We start from the raw sequence: 865 nt of genomic DNA on the forward strand, positions 1-865 counted from the left end.
CGGCGCTCATCGCCAATCCGGAGCTTGTTAGCTCGAAATTGTTCGTGAGAATCTCATCTTTCAAACTGGCGCTGCCTTTAAGCAGATCAAAAGGTGTGGCTTTTGGCCAGTTGTTAGTATCGATAGAATCTTTATTTATTAGGGCCAATCCTTTGCAGCTTAGTGCCTTGAAGTTTATGCCTTGAACTTCACCGTCGAGTACTTCAAATTCGGATTGAGCCAAGGCATTGCTTTGAACTTCGCTTAAGGTGTTACCACGACTTGTCAGCGCAGCACTAAAATTGAGAGTGCCACTGAGGCTAGCGCTGTCCTCGGCATTTTGAATTTCCAGCGCTTGAATCAGAGTGCCTAAGTTAAGGTTTGATATCTTTGTATCGGCTTGCCAAGTAGGTTTGTTGCTACGCGCATCTATTTTTGCGCTCGTGTTTAGTATGCCTTCATGAGACTTCGCAGACAGGTTTGTTACGCTGACGATTCCGTTCTTTGCGGCTAATTCGACATTAAGATTTTCGATCAGGACTTTGTTTGCAATTAAGCTTTGTTGTTTTAAAGATATGTCTAGATCGAGCTGTCTCAGTGTTTCTAGTGGCAGAAGCTCTGAGTTGGTTTGGTTGTTCGTTGGTGCTTCATCGTTGGCGCTTGCTTGGGTGTTGTTATTTTCCTCTTCGGCGGGTAAATAATTATCGATATTAACTGAGTCACCGACAAGGCTAAGTGCAAACGCTTGATTACTGCTATTGAATGTAAGGTCTCCTTGCCATGAACTCTTATCTACTTGTGTGTTGATTTGTTGAAAGTATAGAGCCTGGTCTTTAAATTCGAGCTTACTCGAAAGGCTAAATGCGTTTAGCGCTTCAGGTGAAGA

Annotated in this window: 1 protein-coding gene; it reads right to left on the reverse strand. The window is 43.5% G+C overall.

Features of this window, described 5'->3' with window-relative positions; all coding sequences use genetic code 11:
* Positions 1–865 (reverse strand): AsmA family protein (locus A3761_RS03240; RefSeq protein ID WP_156491552.1); only part of this gene is annotated, 865 nt, incomplete at both ends.

This window comes from Oleiphilus sp. HI0123 (assembly GCF_001635315.1).